The organism is Mesomycoplasma moatsii (assembly GCF_045276915.1).
Taxonomy (GTDB): domain Bacteria; phylum Bacillota_I; class Bacilli_A; order Mycoplasmatales; family Metamycoplasmataceae; genus UBA710.
Genome location: NZ_CP174166.1, coordinates 289,514 through 307,365, shown reverse-complemented (window position 1 = coordinate 307,365; position 17,852 = coordinate 289,514). Strand labels below are relative to the sequence as shown.

Sequence of the window (17,852 nt, the reverse complement as noted above, 5' to 3'; positions counted from 1 at the left end):
GTATTAATGTCTAGAGTAGGAAATCGAATTCTTACAATACCTTCTGGTGTTACTTTGGAAAATAATCAAAATTTAATTACTGTTAAAGGTCCTAAAGGAGAGTTAAAGAAACAATTTTCAACATTAATTTCTATTAATATTGAAGACGATAAAATTACTCTGGTAAGAGCTAATGAGGAAAAACACACCAAACAATTACATGGCACTACAAACTCATTATTAGCAGGAATGTTAAAAGGTGTAAGTGAAGGTTTTTCAAAGAAACTTTTGATTAAAGGAGTTGGTTATAAAGCTTCATTAGTAGGTAATAAAGTAGAAATTTATGCCGGTTATTCGCATCCATACTTAATTGATATTCCAACAGAGTTAAAATTAGAAATTCCTAAACCAACTGAAATGATTGTCACAGGGATTGATAAACAAAAAGTTGGAGAATTCGCAGCAGTTTTAAGAAAAGTAAGAAAACCTAATGTATATTCAGGTAAAGGTATTATGTATGATAATGAAACAATTAGAAGAAAAGAAGGGAAAGCAGCTTCTAAGTAAAAGAGGTTAAATTATGAAAATAAATTCGAGAAATAAAGCAAGAATTAAAAAACACTTAAAGATTAGACAAAAAATAAGTGGAACTAGTAAAATACCTCGTTTATCTGTTTATAAATCACACAAAAACTTTTATGCACAATTAATTGATGATACTAAAGGAATTACTTTAACAAGCGCTTCAACAATTAGCGAAAAAGAATATAGTGGAAATATTAAAGCTGCTGAAAAATTAGGTCATGAAATGGGCAAAAAAATTAAATCATTAAAAATTAACGAAATTGTTTTTGATAGATCAGGATATATTTATCATGGAAAAGTTAAAAGTTTTGCTGAAGCAGTAAGAGCAGAAGGGATTAAATTCTAATGGCATTTTTTATTGAAGAAAAAAATAAAGAAATTAATAATATTGAAGAAGCAACTTCTTCAAGTCTTTCTGATCAAAATGTAGTAAATGAAACAAAAGAAGTTCAATCTTCTAAACCAACAAAAGAAGGAAAAGAACATTTTGCTAAAAATGAAACTGAATTTAACAAAAACAAAAAACAACAAAAATCCAAAATAAGAGAAAAAAAACAATATGAATTTGAGGATCGTATTATCGATATCGCTCGTGTTACAACTGTTGTTAAAGGTGGAAGAAGATTTTCATTTTCAGCAGTTGTAGCTATTGGTAATAAAAAAGGGAAAGTTGGTTTAGGCCACGGTAAAGCAAATGAAGTTCCAGATGCTATTAGAAAAGCATTTAAAAATGCTGAGAATAATTTGATTGAAGTACCAATCATTAACAAATCAACTATTCCTCATGAGATTAAAGCTAAATATTCAGCAAGTCAAATTCTCTTAAAACCTGCTCCTAAAGGGAAAGGAATTGTTGCTTCTGGAACAGTTAGAACAGTTGTTGAACTTGCAGGTTATACAGATATTTATACAAAATCATATGGTTCAAGAACCAAACAAAATGCTGCTAAAGTAGCAATTAAAGCATTGAAACAATTAAGAACTGTTGAAAAACTAGCATCATTAAGAGATGTAAGTGTAGATCATATTCTTAAAAAATAAAACTAAATAAAAAGGAGAAACTATTATGAAATTACATACCTTAAAACCTAATGAAGGTTCAAGAATTAAAAAACATCGTGTAGGTCGTGGTCATGCTGCTGGAAAAGGTAAACAAGCAGGGAAAGGTCAATCAGGTCAAAATAAACGTCACGGGCATCGTCCGGGGTTTGAAGGTGGACAAACACCTTGATTTAGACGTTTACCTAAAAGAGGTTTTGACAATATTAACCATATCGAATATCAAATAGTTTCTTTATCTTCGTTAGAAGCAAAATTTAATGCAAATGATACAGTAGATGCTGAATTATTACACAAAGCAAAATTGGCAAGAAATAAAAATTTACCAATTAAGTTATTAGCAAATGGTAAATTAACAAAAAAAATGATTATTAAAGTTAATGCAGCTTCTCAAAATGCAATTAAAGCTGTTGAAGCAGCTGGAGGTAAAGTAGAGGTAATCTAATAGTGAATTTTTTTAAAAAAATAACTAATAGTATCTCTCTTTTTTTTTCAAAGATATTTCTTTTTTTTGATCGTAATATTATCAAAAAATTAAAAGAAAGAGATTTATTAAAAAGAATTTTATTTACATTAATGCTAATGGCAATATTTGTCATTATAGGTACAATTACTTTACCAGGGATTAGTGTTACTAATGAGTCGGGAGCAAATTCTAATTCTTTTTTTGGAATTTTAAATACAATAGGTGGCGGAGGGTTAAGACAATTTTCGCTTGTCTCTTTAGGAATAAGTCCATTTATTACAGCTTCATTAATTATGACATTTGCTCAAACAAAATTATTTCCGCCAATTCATCGTTTATATCAATCAGGACCGGCTGGAAGAATAAAAATTAACTATATTACTTACAGCTTAACATTTGTTTTTGCAATAATTCAAGGGATTGTAATTATTCAATCATTGTTAAAAGATTCTTCAAATACTTCTTATATTAAAATATCAATTGATGATAAGTTTAATAATACTGTTTTTGTCTGAATAGTTTTACCTTTTATTTTAGTTGCTGGAACATTTTTTTCAATGTTTATTTCGGAATTAATTACTAATAAAGGTGTTGGTAATGGTTCAAGTATGTTAATTCTTGCAGGATCAATAATTTCATTGCCTTCATTATTTTCAAGTGGTTGATCTCTTTGAGTAGAATCTAAAATAGGTGCAGAATTATTTAGAGGATTAATTTATTTTTTTGCTTTCATTTTATTGTTTATAGCTATGGTATTTATTATTTCATTTATTTATCAAGCAGAAAGAAAAATTCCAATTCAACAAACAGGTGTAGGACGTTCAAAAAATGTTAAAGATTTATCTTACTTACCTATTAAATTAAATCCTGCTGGGATTATGCCGATTATTTTTGCTTCAATGTTAATTACTTTTCCTATGTTGATTGTCAATTTAATTCATGAAGTTTCTCCTTCATCTGGAACTAGATGGATGATTAAATACTTCGCATTAACTAATCCATTAGGTTTGACTATTTTTGCTTCTGCAACATTTGGTATAACTATTTTTCTATCACTACAGCAATCAAAAATTGATAAAATTGTCGAGGATTTTAACAAAGCTTCAACATTTATTCCTGGAATAAGACCTGGCGAACAAACTGAAGATTATTTAATAGCTATTGTTTTAAGATTAGCAGTTTTTTCAGCGATTTACTTAACTATTTTAGGTTCATCACAATATGTTACTTATATTCTACTAGATCATTTTGGTAAAACTAATTTCCAATCAGTTATTATTAGTGGTACTTCAATTATGATTATTACAACTGTTTCAATTGAAACAATTCAACAAATTGAAGCAAGAAAGAAAGCACAAAATATTTTAAAAGCATCAAAAAAAGATCAAATTAGTAATAAAGATTTTGAGCCAAGTAATAAAAATCAAGAAAATAGCGGGTCAGTATTATGGTAAAAATTTTAATATTGGTAGTATCAAAATGAAAGGGTTGGTATGGTAAATAAAAATATTATTTTTCTCGGAATGCCAGGAAGTGGCAAAGGAACAGTTTCTGCTAATTTAGAAAAAAAAACAAACATTGTTCAAATTTCAACAGGAGATATTTTTCGAGAAGAAATTAAAAATAAAACTAAATTGGGAATTGAAATACAAAAAATTGTTGAATCTGGTTCGTATGTTCCTGATAATATTACCAATGAGATTGTTAAAAATAAAATTTTTGCTCTTGAAAAAGAAAATAAAAAATTCATTTTAGATGGCTTTCCAAGGACAATTCATCAAGCGCAATTTTTAGATGGCTTAAATTTTAATAATTACGTTGTTATTTATCTAAGTATTGATGCTGATGTTGTGATTAAAAGATTAAGTGAAAGATTTTTTTGTCCTAAATGCAAAAGAACATATAATCTTTCTTCATTTAGATCGAAAAAACATCCTTACTGTGAAATAGATGAAACACAACTGATTCAGAGAGCAGATGATCAACCTGAAGCTGTTAAAAAACGTTTAGATGTTTATGAAAATCAAACAAAACCTTTAATTGATTTTTACAAAGATAAAAATAAATTATTTACTATTGATTCAAACAGAAATATTGATTTAATAATAAAAGACATTTTAGATATAATTATTGATTAAAATGATTAGCATAAAATCTCAAAAAGAAATTGAATTAATTACTAAATCATGTAAAATCCTGGCTAGTGTTAAAAAAATAGTTAGAGATGCTGTAAGACCAGGTGTTTCATTAAAAGATTTAGATTCAATTGCTTATAATGAAACAATAAAGTTAGGAGCAAAACCAGCTTTCCTTGGATATCAAGGTTTTAGTGGAACAATATGTGCTTCTGTTAATGAAGAATTGATTCATGGAATCCCTTCAGAAAGAATTCTAAAAGATGGAGATTTATTGTCTCTGGATATGGGAGTTGTTTATGAAGGATATTATTCTGATAGTGCTTTTACAATGTCTGTAGGCAATTCTACAAAAGAAAATGATTGGTTAATTGAAGTTGCTCAAACAGCATTTTTAAAAGGTTTAAATGCAATAAAACCTGGCGCAACAATTGGTGATATTTCTTACGAAATTGGAAAATACATAAACGAACAGAAGTTATTTACACCAAAAGAGTTTTCTGGTCATGGAATTGGAAAATATTTACATGAAGAACCATATGTTTTTAATGAGGGAAGAAAAGGAACAGGACCTATTTTAAAAGATGGTATGGTAATTTGTATTGAACCTATGATTCTACAAGGATCTAATAAAATTAAAATTTTAAAAGATGGTTGAACTGTAGTTGCAAAATCAAATAAAAAATCATCTCATTATGAACACACAATTTTAATAAAAAATGGGAAAGGAATAGTTCTTACATAGAACATACAACAAAATTAATGGCAAAAGATGCAATCAAAATGGTAGGAAAAGTCACTAAATCATTTTCAACTAGAGAATATCAAGTTGAATTAGAGAATAAAATGACAATTAAAGCTACTGTAAGTGGAAAAATTAATTTACATTCAATTAGAATCTTGCCTGGAGATACTGTTGATGTTGAAATTTCTCCTTATGATTTATCACAAGGTCGTATAGTTTTTAGACATAAATAAAAATTAAAGGAGGTTTTTATGAAAGTCAGAGCATCAGTTAAAGTGATGTGTAAAGATTGTAAAATAATAAAAAGAAAAGGAGTTGTTCGTGCTATATGTATTAATCCAAAGCACAAACAAAGACAAGGATAAAATATGGCTAGGGTTTTAAATATTGAAATTCCAAATAATAAACGTGTCGTTATATCTTTGACATACATTTATGGAATAGGCAAAAGTTTATCTTCAAAAATTTTAAAAGACGCTAACGTAGATGAGAATATTAAAGTAGCTGATTTAACAGAAGAACAATTATTAGCAATAAGAAAAGAAGCTGCTAAATATACAACAGATGGTGATTTAAGAAGAGAAATTGGAATTAATATTAAACGTTTAATGGAAATTAAAAATTATCGTGGTATTAGACATAGAAAAGGATTACCAGTTAGAGGACAATCAACAAAATCAAATGCAAGAACAAGAAAAGGTCCTAGAGTTGCAATAGCTGGTAAGAAAAAATAGAAAGGAAGTAAGATTATATGGCTAAAAAAGGTAAAAAAAGAATCATTACTTCTGGAATTGCTCATATTCATTCAACACATCAAAACACAATCGTTACTTTTACTGATTTAAATGGGAATGTGTTTGCATGATCATCTTCAGGAGCAATTGGTTATAAAGGAACTAAGAAAAAAACTCCATATGCAGCCGGACTTGCAGCAGCAGCAGCAGCAGAGGAAGCTAAAAAATCAGGATTAAAAGAAGTAGATGTTAAGTTAAAAGGGATCGGTCCTGGTAAAGAATCGGCTAAAAAACAAATTGAAGTTTCAGGAATTTCAATTAAATCAGTTGAAGATGTAACTCCTATTCCTCACAACGGAACAAGACCACCAAAAAGAGTTTTAAAAAGACAAAAAAGGAGATAAATAATGGCAAAATTTGCAAAATTAAAGTATAACGAAATTAAATATAAAAAAATTGATGAATTCAACAATTGATTTATAATCCAACCATTAGAAAGAGGTATGGCTAATACATTAGGGAACTCTTTAAGACGAGTGTTGCTATCATCAATTTATGGTGTTGCTCCATTTGCTATTAAAATAGCAGATATTACTCATCAATATAAATCAATTGTCAATACAGATGTTGATGTTTTAACATTAATTGCTAGATTATGTAAAATTCCATTTAAGTATAATGAAGCTGTTTTTGGAGATAATTCAGTTTTAAAAGTTTCATTTAAATCTTCAAATGAAGGAGTTGTAACATATAAAGATTTAGAATTACCAATGGGCGTGGAAATTGTTGGTGATTTAAATACTCCAATTGCAACTTTATCATCTAAGAAAGCTTTAGAATTTGATTTATTTATTAGAGCTGATTATGGATATGCTAGTGAGGAAAAGAATAAATTATTTGTTGCCGATCATCGTGCAGATATTGACTCTAAATTAAAAGGGGAGTTATTAGTATTTGATTCAAATTTTTCACCAATTAGAAGAATTATGTATTATGTAGAAGAACTAAATTCCTCTTCTCATTATGTACAAGAAAAACTTGAATTAGAAGTTGAAACTAATGGAACTATTGAAGCAAAAGATGCTTTAGCACAAGCAGCAAAAGTTTTAACAGCACATTTAAATATAATTGGAAATATTGATTTAAATCAAGAAGAAATAGATTCGATGTTTATTTCAGATATTACTAAAAAAACAGAAGATAAATTTTCTTCGATGACAATTGAAGATTTAGATTTGACAGTTCGTTCAACAAACGGTTTGAAAAGAGCAAATATTACTAAAGTTAGTGAGTTAAAAGAGTTATCGTATTCAGATTTAAAAAATATTAATTCAATTGGTGAAAAATCAATTAATGAGATTATTGATGCTTTAAAATCAATTGGAATTGAAATTGAAAAAGGAGATAGTGAGTAATGGCTAATCCACATCAACTATTTCGCAGAAATACTTCTTGAAAAAGAGGTGTTATTCGTTCTTTAACAACAGATGTTATTTTGCACGGAAGAATTACAACTACTGAAACTAGAGCAAAAGAAGTGAGAAGATTTGTTGAAAAAATGATTACAAAAGGTAAAAAAGGCACATTGTCTGCTAGAAGAGAAGCAGTAGCTTTTTTAAGACCTGTAAGCACTAAAGATAATGTTCCAGTTGATAAATATTTATTTGATACTATAGCTCCAAAATACAAAGATCGCAAAGGTGGTTATACAAGAATTATTAAATTGCCTGCGCGTCAAGGTGATTCGACTAGAATGGCGATTTTAGAATTAGTTTAATTTTTTTTAATAAAAATTTATATTAAACATTGGTTCTACCAATGTTTTTTTAATTAAATTTCAATTACAAGATTTTGATGAATGAGAAAAATATTTGTTTGAGTAACTTAACATATTTTTTGAAATTAAGAAAAAATAACTTCTAATATGTAGTAAAATTTCTTTAATAAAAGAATTTTTAGTGTTTCTTTTTAGCTAGATTTTTCTTTTATTATTTTAGAAAAATTATTTTTTAATGTGTTTACTCAATTTTGTTGCTTATTTTTTTTGGTGAGCAAGATATTGAAATAGTTGATTTATTTGAGGTTGTATTACTATGAGTGAAAAAATTACAAAAAAAAGTGATAATCCAATTAAAAACATTTTTTTGAGAAAGAATAAAAAAGTAAGTACTAAAACTGGTGGTGGGATGAAAGCTTTCTTATCAAAACTTTCAGGAGCTTTTTTATTACCAATTTCAGTATTAGCAATAGCAGGATTATTTTTAGGAGTAGGAGCAACTATTGCAAGTAATTCACCTAGTGGTTCTGCTGGGGAAACTTTTGGGAATTTTATTAAACAATTAGGTGATCCATTATTTGGAGCGCTTCCATTATTATTTGCTGCTGCAATTGCTGTTTCTTTTACGGAAGAAGCTGGAGTTGCAGTTTTTAATGCAATTATAGGTTATTTAATATTTAGTGCACTCCAGTCAGTTTTTATTAATCCTGTTTATGATTCAAATAAAGATATTGTAGGATATAAAATATTATTTTCAGGTGGATGAAGAACTCCATCAGACTTAAAGGCATTAATAGGCTCTTCATTAGGGTTTAGTGTAATGCAAACTTCTGTGTTTGGGGGGATTATAGTTGGGTTTGTTGTTCAATGAGCCTATAATAGATTCCATACAATTCAATTACCTCAAGTCATTTCTTTCTTTGGCGGTAAAAGATTCGTTGCTCTAGCAGTTGTTATATTAATGATTCCTTTAGTATTTACTTTTTTACTGTTTTGACCTTATATTGGATATATTTTTAACTGAATAGGAAAAAATTCAGGAAAAATACCATATGGATTTGATTCATTTATTTTTGGATTTATTGAAAGATCATTAGTTCCATTTGGTTTACATCATGTATTTTACTCACCATTGTGATATACATCAGCGGGGGGGGATGTTTCAGTTGAATTACAGAATTGATTGAAACAAGATGGCAATAAAATTTTAGCTAGTGATTTTGCTTCAATTATTCATCAATTAAAAGGAGAAGTAGTAATTTCTAATCCTAATGAATATATTTCATGAGATCAAATTTCTTCGTCATTTAAACCAGGTTCTGTTAATGGTGATTCATCAACTACATTAGCTTTAATTGGAGTTAATACTAATACTGTTCATTATGAAATAAATGGACAAAAAGGTTCAAAATCATTATTTATGTTTATTCAAGATGAATTAGGTCTTAAATTAGGTAGATTCTTGGATGGAAAATTCTCATTTATGCAATGAGGGCTTCCATTTGCTGGTCTTGCTATGGTTTTAGCTGCTCCAAAAGAAAATAGAAAAGTTGCTTTAGGTACTATTTTCCCTGCTGCACTTACTTGTTTTGTAACAGGAGTTACCGAACCATTAGAATTTACATTCTTATTCTTAGCACCTATTTTGTTCTTTGGATTTCATGCCTTCTTTTGTGCAGTATCATTTTTAATGGCTAATATTCTTTCAGTACATATTGGTATGGCTTTCTCTGGTGGTTTCTTAGATTTAATTGTTTATGGAATGATTCCAATACTAAAAGGAACAAACTTCTGATGAACAATTGTAGTTGGTATGGCTTATATTCCGATATATTTCTTTGGATTTTATTTTTGAATTAAAAAAGCAGATTTACCAACCCCAGGTAGAGGCGGAAATACAAAATTATTTACTAAAAAAGATTATCAGCAAGCAAAATCTAATAATGAAAATAATACTTTTGGAATTGAATCTCAAATTCTTGAAATAATTGATGGTTTTGGTGGAAGAGAAAATATTACTAAAACAGCAAATTGCGCAACTAGATTAAGATTTGATGTCAAAAATATGAATCTTGTTAATGAAGAAAAATTAAAAACTGCTGGAGCATTTGGTGTTAGAAAAAATTCTGAAACACACTTACAAGTAATTTTTGGACCTATTGCAGATCAATTAAGAATCAAAATTGATAATGCTATTAATGAAATAGATAAAAATCCTGATTTTTATTCAGATAAAAAAGAAGAAAGATTGTCTAATCAACAAAACCAAATTAAAACAGATACAAAATTAGAGTCTAATATTGTTGATGAAATTGTAATTAAAACTCCGACAAATGGAAAAGTTAAATCTCTAGAAAGTCTTAATGATGGTGTATTTTCTGCAAAATTATTGGGAGTTGGTTTTGCTATTGAGCAAACAGATGGTAATGTTTACTCTCCTATTGACGGGAAATTAGTCACTGTGTTTCCAACAAAACACGCTTATGGCATTGAAACTAATGATGGTCTATCAATTTTAGTTCATATTGGTATTGATACTGTAAGTTTAAATGGTGAAGGATTTGAGTCTTTTGTTGAACAAGGGCAAAAAGTTAAAAAAGGCGATTTATTAGCAAAAGTAGATCTAAATATTTTGAAAGAACATAATTTGAATTCGGATGTTATTTGTGTTGTAACAACAGATTCAAAAATTCAACCGAAAAATATTAGAATAAAAAAATAACAAAAAATAAACTATAATAAAAAATGCTTTTATTGTAGTATGGAGTTTTGTTATGGCTGGACATTCAAAGTGAGCAAATATTAAACATAGAAAAGGTGCGCAAGATGCAGCGAGAGCAAAATTGTTTGCCAAATTTGCAAAAGAAATTATGGTTGCAGCAGCAAAAGGTGGACCTGATTTAAGTTCTAATGCAGCTTTGAGATTAGCAGTTTCAAAAGCAAAGGCAAAATCAATGCCTAAAGCAAATATAGAAAACGCTATTGCAAAGGGTTCTGGAACAGGAAAAAATTCAAGTGATAATTTTAAAGAAATTATTTATTCAGGTAATTTAAAAGGCGGAATAATTTTATTAGTAATTTGTCTCTCTGATAATTACAATAGAGTTTCTTCGGATATTCAACATCTTTTTAAAAAAGCAAATGGAACTATTGGCAAACAAGGAACTATACCTTTTAATTTTGAAAGAAAAGGTATTTTAGAATTGCAAATTCCTGAAGGAAAACAAGAAGAATTAGAGATGATTGTTATGGATTCAGGAGCCGAGGATTATGAAATAGATGAAAATTATATTTCTATATATACTAGTCCATCAAATTTTGATTTAGTAAAAACAAAGATTGAAACTTCTGGTTTTAGTGAGTTTGAAACTGCTGAAGTTACTTTTATATCTTCAGATAAAATAAAATTAAATGAAGATGATGCAAAACAGTTTATTGCTATTCTTGAAAGATTCGAAGATAATGATGATGTTCAAGAAATTTATCACAATGTAGATCTATCTATATTAGAATAAAAAATATGATTGAAGATTTGCATTGAAATAATTATTTAGAATTGAATGATTATTTAAAAAATAACAACTTTAATTTTGATTATTTTTCAACTATTCAATTAATTCAATGACAATATTATGGATCTAAATTTAAGTTTCATAAACTAGATCAGGTTGTTATTTTTTACATAAAAATCAAAGAATTTAAAAATTGAAAATTATTTAATAGTTTTTATATGGAAGGATTTAATTTAGAAGAAACTATTAAAGTTATCAAAAATGATTTAAACATTCTAAATAATGATAATGATATTGAAATAATTGATTTTTCATTTCAATCAATCAAAGACTGAAAATTAGAAAATTATCAATTAATTCAATCAAATTATATTTCTAACTATATTTATAATTTAGAATCATTTAAAACATTTAGTGGTAAAAAAATGGTTAAAAAAAGAAATCATTTAAATGCTTTTTTAAAACAAAATTATAATGTCGATGTTCAAAATTTAAAAGAAGCTAATTTTAACGACATTATTGAATTTACAATATATTTAAACAATAAATATAGTAATGAAACAAGAAAAAATGAAATTCAAATTTATAAAGAATTCTTATTTAATCAGTATAAAAAAGATAAAAGATTTAATGGAACAGTTTTTTATATTGATAAAAAAATAGTAGGATATACTTTTGGTTTTATAAATAAAAATATTTATGAAATTATTATTGAAAAAGCAGAAAAAGATATTCGTGGTTTGTATCAATTTATCCTTAAAAACAACTTACTTTTTCATGATATAAAATGTGAATTAATTGATCGTGAAGACGATTTAGGAAATCCAATGATAGCAAAATCAAAACATTCATATCATCCAATAGAAGAGGTTAAAAGATTTTGTATCAAAAAGGTAAAATGATAATAAAGAGGAAAATATGAAAATTGTTTTTGTTTGTTTAGGAAATATATGTCGATCACCTATGGCTGAATTTATTGCAAAATATTATACAAAGAGAAGAAAAATTAAAAATTTAGAAATTTCAAGTTGTGGAACAGCCAATTATCATGAAGGACAACAAATGCATCATGAAACTAAAGTTATTTTAGATAGATATGATATTCCGCGTTTTGGTTTTAGAGCTAAAGTTATAAATAAAGAAATCTTTGATAGTGCAAATTATATTTTGGTGATGGACAATTTGAATTACGAAGATGTTGTAAATAAATTTGGTCAAAATAAAAAAATTTTAAAAATAACAGATTTTTGTTCACTAAATTACAACGAAGTTCCTGATCCTTGATATTCAAAAAATTTTGAAGAAACTTATGAAATATTATTAAATTCAATTAATAATTTTTTTATGTGATTAAAACTAAATGATTAATAAAAAAATGAGGTTTTGACCTCATTTGTTGAATATAATGATTTTAGATAATAAAAATTAAATTCTATTTTTAATTGATGTGATCATTGTTGCTCCGTCTTGAATCAATAGATTATTTCCGTCGTTATCATCTTGTAGTCCCGGAAAACAAAAAACATCTTTTCCTTGTTCTAATGCAAATGAAACTAGAGATAGAACTTTACTTTGCTTATTTGAAGAAGCAATTATTAACGCTTTTGATAATCCCATACTAATGCGATTTCTTTGAATTAGTCTTTTTTTGTTAAGATTCACTCCCTCGGGATATTCGCTAAGAATTAAAATATTTTTGTTTATATTTAAAAAATCTAATTTTTTGGCAAAATAAGGATCTTGAAGTCCATTTGCAGAAATTAATATTATTTTTTTATTTTGTTCTATAAAATAATCAACTATTTCTTCGTCCAATCCTTTAGAAAAATTAGAAATCAAAGTATGATTTTTAGAAATTTCATTCATTGATTCATATAAAAATTTACTAATTTTTTCATTTAAAAAATCACCTGTTAATAAAAGAATGTCTTCTTTCAATAATTTTTTATTTCCTTTATAAAATAAAACAAATGGTGGATTGTTAATTAATTTTAAAGATTCAGGATAATCGTCATCAATTATAGTAATTGCTTGAATTTCTTGATTGTCTATTTTTGTTTTAACTTTTTCTAAATCTTCGATTGAAACATATTCTTTATTTTTAATGGCTTGATATATTTCATGAAAATAACCTTTATATTTAATAGCAAAATAAATTAAAATTAAGTCCATTAATTAAACGAATTATCTGAATTCATAATTATTTTCACTAAGATTTCAGCATTTTCTTGACTATCATTTAATTCATAAACAAAAAAATCTTTTGAATTTTCTATTTCTCAAATCAATTGATCTGTTTCTATTTCTTCTAAATTATTTATTTGTATTTTATTATTAATTTTTCTCATATCATTCCTTTCTTAAGGAATGCTAACATTAAAACAATATTTACCGTTTGAATTATACCACAAATGCGAAACTTAGAATGATGTCTTTTTTCTTATAAATTGAATTATAATTCAAAATCATGTTTAGATTAATTTATAAAGAAATGGGTAAATCATCATTTCAAGTTATTGATGAGTTTAAAAGAAAAAACAATATTCAAAAAATTGGTCATACAGGAACGTTAGACCCCTTAGCTCAAGGTTTATTATTGATTGCTACTAACGAAGATACAAAACTAATTCCTTATCTAACCAACAAAGACAAGGAATATAATGTTGAACTTAAACTAGGATTTAATTCTGCAACATTTGATAGTGAAGGTCCTATATGTTTTTTTTCGGATTATATTCCTAGCGAAGAAGAAGTAAATAAAGTTATCAATTCTTTTGTTGGAAAAATTAAACAAATACCACCATCTTTTAGCTCTAAAAAAATTAATGGTAAAAGAGCATATGAATTAGCAAGAAAAAATATTAAATTTAATTTAAAAGAAAATGAAGTTGAAATATATTCAATAAATAACATTTATTACCACTACCCTATCATTAAATTTAAAACTAAAGTATCTAATGGAACATATATTCGATCTCTTGTTAATGATATAGGAAAAAAACTAACAACAGGCGCTTATATGACATTTTTAGAAAGAACAATGGTTAATGGAATAAAAGAAGATAGTGAAATTAATATTAAAACAATGATACAACTACCTTTAATTAGAATTACGGAACAAAGCGAATTAAAGCGATGATTTTTCGGTTTAAATAAAAGTTATATAGCTAAAGACGAACATTATCTACTTTCATTTAACGATGAAATAATTGGAGTTATCAAGATTCAAAATAATAAAGTTATTAAAACAAATTTATTTGGCAAAAAAATTCAAAATTTTTTGACTTAACGTAGCAAACTTATCTTATTCGTTTATTTTATTTGTTAAAATTTTTTAAGCATTTAAAGGAGAACAAAATGTATAAAATGATTGCTTTTGATATAGATGGTACATTGGTTCAACATCTTACTAATGAATTATCTGATGAAATCAATTTAATGTTTAAAAAGTTAAAAGAAAAAGGTATAATCATCACTTTAGCAACAGGAAGAGATTTTGTTTCAATTGCAAATATTTATAAAAATTCTTATGTTGATTATTTTATTGGAGCAAATGGTTCTTTTATTTATGACTTGAAAAATAATAAGTATATCTTTAATTCTTCAATAAGTTTTACTGAATTTGAAGAATATAACAAAAATGTTTTAATGAAAAATATCGATGAAATTAATAATATAGTACTTTCTGATAGTGATAAAGTTTTTGTTTTTGAAAATAAAGAAAATAAAAAAAATTGATTTTGAGAAGCTTTTAGAAATAAATTTAATTCTTATGAAAGTGCTAAAGAAAAATTAGATAAAAATTATTTTCATTTAATAACACTTGAACATAAATTGAATTCTCCAATTTATTTACAAACAAAAAAATATTTTGAAAAATACAATTTATCTATTGATGTACAAGCATATTGACCTAAAGGTTTTTTTGTTGCTAATAAAGGAATAACAAAAGCTAGTTCATTAAAAAAATTGTGTAATTTTTTAAACATAGACATAAAAGAAGTAATTGCTTTTGGGGATGGAGAAAATGATATTGAAATGATAAAAGAAGTTGGTTTAGGAATAGCTATGAGTAATGGAACTGAAGAACTTAAAAAAATTGCAGACGATGTAACAATTGATGTTGAGGATTATGGAACAAAGTTTTTTTTAGAGAAAATGGGAATAATTTAAAATTGTTTAATTTAAAAAAGTGTTTTGTTAGAATTTATTCCGATAAATTTTGCTAAAATAAAATAACTATGTGAGAAATTAAAGATGAAATTTGAGAAAAACAAATAGGATTAGATATAACAGTTAGTGAAGATTTTTCTGGTAGAGAAATTCATTATAATGATTTCCAAAATTATAATTCTCCATTTGGTTGAAATTTAATTTCTTTTGGAGATGATGAATATTTAATTGTTAACGTTAAAACAGAAAGCGAATTTCCAAGAAATATTCTTGATAATCCTGATGAGGAATTTTTAGTAAATGGGAAATTGTTTAATATGACCAGAAATAAATTTGGTGAATGAGATGTTAATTTGGTTGAATACGATGAAGAATTTATTCCTGGGCAACCTAAGAATAATAGCTATGAATCCAACAACAATAATCAATATAACAATATAAACAATTCTTATGAAACTCAAGCTTTTTCTTTCAATAATTATGAAAATGATAGAGAAGAACAAATAAGACAACAACAAAATCAAATTGAAGAATTGCAAAGACAATTAGCATATGAACAAACTCAACAATTAGAATTAGAAAGATCACAAGAGCTTCTAAGAAAAAGAAATTCAGAAATGTTGGCACAAGAACAATTAAGACAAAAAAAAGAAATTGAGTTATTAGAAAATCAATTAAGATTGCAAAAAGAACAAACACAGCAGATTGAAATTGAACGTAATAACAAAAGATTAAATGAATTAAGAAATCAAATTGCTAGAACTCAAGCAATTAATTCTTCTGCTCTTGAAAATTTTAAAATAGAGGAAAATGTTGCTAAGACACTTGGTACAACTAGTACCATATCTTCAGGATTTAATCAATTTTCAAATTCATCATTAACAAATTCATTTAATAGAACCATGATTAACGATTTATCAAAAAAATTAGATGAACAAACAATGCAAATCAAGTCGTTAAGAATGGATCAAAAAAATAATGCCAAAAAACTTGATGATATAGAAAAAAGAAAACAAGAAATTCAAACTAGAGAAAATATTATGGCTCAGGAGTCAAGACAAGCTGTAAAATTATGAGAAATAAAATTTGGAAATAATAGTTTTGGTACAGATTTTGCAGGAAGAGTTATATCAAAAGATAAATTTGGTCAAAATAGTGAAGGTGGCTGAAATATAGATTATTATTCACCTAATTCAATGGAGCCTTTCATAGCATCAACAAAGACCATTAGAGAAAGAGCAGGAAAGCAAGCATTTTCAATTGAAGATAAAAGTTATTTTATTTTAAATAATTCTGGAAAATGAGAAATAGAACAAGTTAAAAAAGGACAAAAATTTGAATACTCTTCAAAAAATATCACAAATATTGCTTCTAATTTTAAACCAGAAGAGAATACATTTAATGGAAATTATGAATCATATTCATCGTTATTAATTAATTTAAATCATTTTCCATTAATTCATTTAGATAAGTTTGATCAATTTTTGAAACAAACATTATCTAATATGTCATTTTTTAAAGAATTATTTGTTTATTCTAATGAGAGATTATATAAAAAGAACGAATCTAATATAAGTGCTTATGCAAGAATATTTTTTAAAACACAATCAACAAAAGACGAAATTGAAGTATTATTAGCATCATTATCTTTAAAAAAAGGAATGATGAGATTTATAGGAAATTTTAAAGAAACAAATAGAGTAGACAATATTTCATTTTCAATGGTTTTAATGAATCATCAAAAACGTTTAAAATTTGTTCATGCCCAAACAAATTTTGAATTATTAAGAGCTCACCCTATTCCTTTAAAAATACCTTTAGAGCGTTTAATTTTAGATAGAGAATATAACTCTATTTTAAAATTCCATGAAAATAATTTGTGAAGACAACTAAAACCATTTGCATTAGATTGAAATGGAAATACTTATTATGTTTGCGATATTGATATTGATCAATTAGATATTTCTTTTGCAAATTAATTTATTCTTTAATTCTTGAAAGCAAAAATATTGCTGCAGTTTCAGATCTTAAAATTCTTTTACCCAAAGAAACAATTTTAAAATTATTATTAACTGCTTGTTTGATTTCTAATTCATCAAATCCACCTTCAGGTCCAACAAAAAAAATAGAATGACCTTCGAATAAATAATCTTTTTTTAAACTATCTTTTTCTTTTTCATGAGCAATATATTTATTTTTACAATCAATTTTCATTGCTTCATTGAATGAAATTGGTTCATTTATTTCAACTAGAATATTTCTAAAAGATTGTTCAGAAGCATTCTTAGATATTTCTCTAAGTCTATCTATTTTTTTTCTAAAAATGTCAATGTATTTTATATTAGTATTTTTCGTGATTAAAGGATAAATTTTTTTAACACCTAATTCAGTTGCTTTTTGCACCAATCATTCAAATCTTTTAATATTAATTATTGCTATAAATAAAACTATTTCATTTGGATTTTCATTGTTAATATTTGTTTCTTCTTCAATAATGGCTTCATTATTATCTAAACGACAAATGAAATATTTTTGATCATAAATACAATAGAATCTTTCGTCTTTTTTTAATCTTATTGCTTTTAAATGATTAATAATTTCTTTTGTTAGTTCAAACTTATTATTGTTTCTTTTTTCAACAAAAAAGCGATACATTTATTTATTATAATCTTTTGTTATAATTTATA

Annotated in this window: 23 protein-coding genes; 20 read left to right on the top strand and 3 right to left on the bottom strand. The window is 26.1% G+C overall.

Features of this window, described 5'->3' with window-relative positions:
• The first annotated feature begins 6 nt into the window (after nucleotides 1-6).
• The 17 genes from rplF to ACJA28_RS01400 all read left to right on the top strand — a co-directional run bounded on the left by rplF (nucleotide 7) and on the right by ACJA28_RS01400 (nucleotide 12,360).
• Nucleotides 7-546, top strand: a complete 540-nt coding sequence (gene rplF, locus ACJA28_RS01480; protein ID WP_022935332.1) for a 50S ribosomal protein L6 — start codon at nucleotides 7-9, stop codon at nucleotides 544-546.
• Nucleotides 547-559: 13 nt separating this feature from the next.
• The gene (gene rplR / locus ACJA28_RS01475; protein ID WP_022935331.1) at nucleotides 560-910 is read left to right on the top strand and encodes a 50S ribosomal protein L18; all 351 of its coding nucleotides are present in this window, start codon (nucleotides 560-562) and stop codon (nucleotides 908-910) included.
• Nucleotides 910-1,605 (top strand): 30S ribosomal protein S5, encoded by a 696-nt coding sequence (gene rpsE, locus ACJA28_RS01470; protein WP_022935330.1) that lies wholly within the window; start codon nucleotides 910-912, stop codon nucleotides 1,603-1,605. The genes rplR and rpsE overlap by 1 nt, the downstream gene beginning before the upstream one ends.
• A 25-nt stretch (nucleotides 1,606-1,630) precedes the next feature.
• Complete coding sequence (rplO, locus tag ACJA28_RS01465) at nucleotides 1,631-2,068, top strand: 50S ribosomal protein L15 (protein ID WP_022935329.1); 438 nt, start codon at nucleotides 1,631-1,633, stop codon at nucleotides 2,066-2,068.
• 137 nt (nucleotides 2,069-2,205) lie between these two features.
• On the top strand, nucleotides 2,206-3,543 hold the full coding sequence (gene secY, locus ACJA28_RS01460) for a preprotein translocase subunit SecY (protein WP_406602222.1): 1,338 nt from the start codon (nucleotides 2,206-2,208) through the stop codon (nucleotides 3,541-3,543).
• A gap of 39 nt (nucleotides 3,544-3,582) precedes the next feature.
• Nucleotides 3,583-4,227, top strand: a complete 645-nt coding sequence (locus ACJA28_RS01455; RefSeq protein WP_022935327.1) for an adenylate kinase — start codon at nucleotides 3,583-3,585, stop codon at nucleotides 4,225-4,227.
• A 1-nt stretch (nucleotide 4,228) separates the two neighbouring features.
• Nucleotides 4,229-4,969: a type I methionyl aminopeptidase gene (gene map / locus ACJA28_RS01450; RefSeq protein ID WP_022935326.1), complete on the top strand. Its 741-nt coding sequence runs from the start codon at nucleotides 4,229-4,231 to the stop codon at nucleotides 4,967-4,969.
• Between the two features lie 17 nt (nucleotides 4,970-4,986).
• Entirely contained in the window at nucleotides 4,987-5,202 is a 216-nt protein-coding gene (infA, locus tag ACJA28_RS01445; RefSeq protein ID WP_022935325.1) for a translation initiation factor IF-1, read from the top strand.
• An 18-nt stretch (nucleotides 5,203-5,220) separates the two neighbouring features.
• The gene (rpmJ, locus tag ACJA28_RS01440) at nucleotides 5,221-5,334 is read left to right on the top strand and encodes a 50S ribosomal protein L36 (protein WP_022935324.1); all 114 of its coding nucleotides are present in this window, start codon (nucleotides 5,221-5,223) and stop codon (nucleotides 5,332-5,334) included.
• A gap of 3 nt (nucleotides 5,335-5,337) precedes the next feature.
• Nucleotides 5,338-5,703 carry a 30S ribosomal protein S13 gene (gene rpsM, locus ACJA28_RS01435; protein ID WP_022935323.1) on the top strand — a complete coding sequence of 122 codons (366 nt, stop codon included), beginning with the start codon at nucleotides 5,338-5,340 and terminating at the stop codon, nucleotides 5,701-5,703.
• Nucleotides 5,704-5,720: 17 nt separating this feature from the next.
• Nucleotides 5,721-6,107, top strand: a complete 387-nt coding sequence (gene rpsK, locus ACJA28_RS01430) for a 30S ribosomal protein S11 (protein WP_022935322.1) — start codon at nucleotides 5,721-5,723, stop codon at nucleotides 6,105-6,107.
• A gap of 3 nt (nucleotides 6,108-6,110) precedes the next feature.
• Nucleotides 6,111-7,118, top strand: a complete 1,008-nt coding sequence (locus tag ACJA28_RS01425; RefSeq protein WP_022935321.1) for a DNA-directed RNA polymerase subunit alpha — start codon at nucleotides 6,111-6,113, stop codon at nucleotides 7,116-7,118.
• The gene (gene rplQ, locus ACJA28_RS01420; RefSeq protein WP_022935320.1) at nucleotides 7,118-7,480 is read left to right on the top strand and encodes a 50S ribosomal protein L17; all 363 of its coding nucleotides are present in this window, start codon (nucleotides 7,118-7,120) and stop codon (nucleotides 7,478-7,480) included. Before ACJA28_RS01425 ends, rplQ begins: the two co-directional genes overlap by 1 nt.
• A 316-nt stretch (nucleotides 7,481-7,796) precedes the next feature.
• The gene (locus tag ACJA28_RS01415; protein WP_022935319.1) at nucleotides 7,797-10,202 is read left to right on the top strand and encodes a PTS transporter subunit IIABC; all 2,406 of its coding nucleotides are present in this window, start codon (nucleotides 7,797-7,799) and stop codon (nucleotides 10,200-10,202) included.
• A 52-nt stretch (nucleotides 10,203-10,254) separates the two neighbouring features.
• Nucleotides 10,255-10,995, top strand: coding sequence for a YebC/PmpR family DNA-binding transcriptional regulator (locus ACJA28_RS01410; protein WP_022935318.1), 741 nt, complete (start codon nucleotides 10,255-10,257; stop codon nucleotides 10,993-10,995).
• A 5-nt stretch (nucleotides 10,996-11,000) separates the two neighbouring features.
• Nucleotides 11,001-11,897 carry a phosphatidylglycerol lysyltransferase domain-containing protein gene (locus ACJA28_RS01405; protein ID WP_022935317.1) on the top strand — a complete coding sequence of 299 codons (897 nt, stop codon included), beginning with the start codon at nucleotides 11,001-11,003 and terminating at the stop codon, nucleotides 11,895-11,897.
• 13 nt (nucleotides 11,898-11,910) lie between these two features.
• Nucleotides 11,911-12,360: a low molecular weight protein-tyrosine-phosphatase gene (locus ACJA28_RS01400; protein WP_022935316.1), complete on the top strand. Its 450-nt coding sequence runs from the start codon at nucleotides 11,911-11,913 to the stop codon at nucleotides 12,358-12,360.
• A 57-nt stretch (nucleotides 12,361-12,417) separates the two neighbouring features.
• On the opposite strand, the gene ACJA28_RS01395 is transcribed toward ACJA28_RS01400, so the two are convergent.
• Together ACJA28_RS01395 and ACJA28_RS01390 are read right to left on the bottom strand one after the other, a co-directional pair.
• Entirely contained in the window at nucleotides 12,418-13,164 is a 747-nt protein-coding gene (locus tag ACJA28_RS01395; RefSeq protein WP_022935315.1) for a DNA-processing protein DprA, read from the bottom strand.
• A complete protein-coding gene (locus tag ACJA28_RS01390) occupies nucleotides 13,164-13,340 on the bottom strand; it encodes a hypothetical protein (protein WP_022935314.1) in 177 nt (58 codons plus the stop codon). Before ACJA28_RS01390 ends, ACJA28_RS01395 begins: the two co-directional genes overlap by 1 nt.
• A gap of 119 nt (nucleotides 13,341-13,459) precedes the next feature.
• On the opposite strand from ACJA28_RS01390, the gene truB reads away from it, so the two are divergent.
• The 3 genes from truB (at nucleotide 13,460) to ACJA28_RS01375 (ending at nucleotide 17,144) form a co-directional block, all read left to right on the top strand.
• Nucleotides 13,460-14,281: a tRNA pseudouridine(55) synthase TruB gene (gene truB, locus ACJA28_RS01385; protein ID WP_022935313.1), complete on the top strand. Its 822-nt coding sequence runs from the start codon at nucleotides 13,460-13,462 to the stop codon at nucleotides 14,279-14,281.
• A gap of 68 nt (nucleotides 14,282-14,349) precedes the next feature.
• Complete coding sequence (locus ACJA28_RS01380) at nucleotides 14,350-15,165, top strand: YcsE-related riboflavin metabolism phosphatase (protein WP_022935312.1); 816 nt, start codon at nucleotides 14,350-14,352, stop codon at nucleotides 15,163-15,165.
• A gap of 68 nt (nucleotides 15,166-15,233) precedes the next feature.
• On the top strand, nucleotides 15,234-17,144 hold the full coding sequence (locus tag ACJA28_RS01375) for a hypothetical protein (protein WP_022935311.1): 1,911 nt from the start codon (nucleotides 15,234-15,236) through the stop codon (nucleotides 17,142-17,144).
• Between the two features lies 1 nt (nucleotide 17,145).
• Here ACJA28_RS01375 and ACJA28_RS01370 read toward each other — a convergent pair whose 3' ends face one another.
• Nucleotides 17,146-17,820, bottom strand: coding sequence for a 16S rRNA (uracil(1498)-N(3))-methyltransferase (locus ACJA28_RS01370; protein WP_022935310.1), 675 nt, complete (start codon nucleotides 17,818-17,820; stop codon nucleotides 17,146-17,148).
• Nucleotides 17,821-17,852: the final 32 nt, after the last annotated feature.